The sequence below is a fragment of the Cupriavidus sp. IK-TO18 genome, assembly GCF_015549295.1.
Lineage (GTDB): Bacteria > Pseudomonadota > Gammaproteobacteria > Burkholderiales > Burkholderiaceae > Cupriavidus > Cupriavidus oxalaticus_A.
Window position 1 is genome coordinate 1 of the sequence record NZ_JADGMP010000104.1, and the last position, 705, is coordinate 705.

Below are 705 nucleotides of genomic sequence, written 5' to 3' on the forward strand. Positions count from 1 at the left end.
CTGTCGAATGGAGCTCGCGGCAAGATTGCCTACCGTTTCCACGCCCGCGATCTTCATCTCGTCATGGGACCGGCAGCATCGGGAAGCCCCGTGAGGTTCCGCGTGCTGATCGATGGTGGTCCGCCGGGACCGGCCCATGGAAACGATGTCGACGAGCAAGGCGTTGGCACCGCGAGCGAGCAGCGACTGTACCAGTTGATCAGGCAGCCGCCACCGATCGGCGACCGCGAAGTCGAGATCGAGTTTTTCGATCCAGGCGTGGAGGTGTTTGCCTTCACCTTCGGTTGATCCGCCCCGCGGCGAAGACCTGGGAAGATATGCAAATGCGCATGATTTCCGATCCCATCGACCGTCGCCGCTTCTTCGGGCATGCCGCAGCGGCGCTTGCGGCCGTCCAGCTCGAGCGAATGGCTTCCGCGAGTGCTCAGCCCGCCGCCGTGCAGCCCACGTCCCCGCGGGCCGGGCCGGGTTCGGACACGTCGTTCGGGCAGCTGAAGCAGATCGACGCCGGCGTGCTCAACGTCGGCTATGCTGATCTGGGGCCGGCCGATGGCCCACCGGTCATCCTGCTCCACGGCTGGCCCTACGACATCCACACCTATGCGGATGTCGCGCCCATCCTGGCCTCGAGGGGATACCGCGTCATCGTGCCTTATCTGCGCGGCTACGGCACGACGCGCTTCCTGTCGGCCGCGACGATGCGCA

1 protein-coding gene and 1 pseudogene are annotated in these 705 nt (G+C 65.8%); both read left to right on the top strand.

Annotation, left to right across the window (positions count from 1 at the left end):
- A pseudogene (locus IPF36_RS34310) lies at positions 1-288 on the top strand (hypothetical protein); the annotation flags it as partial.
- 44 nt (positions 289-332) lie between these two features.
- On the top strand, positions 333-705 hold a 373-nt coding region (locus IPF36_RS35015; RefSeq protein ID WP_368671217.1), incomplete at its 3' end, for an alpha/beta fold hydrolase.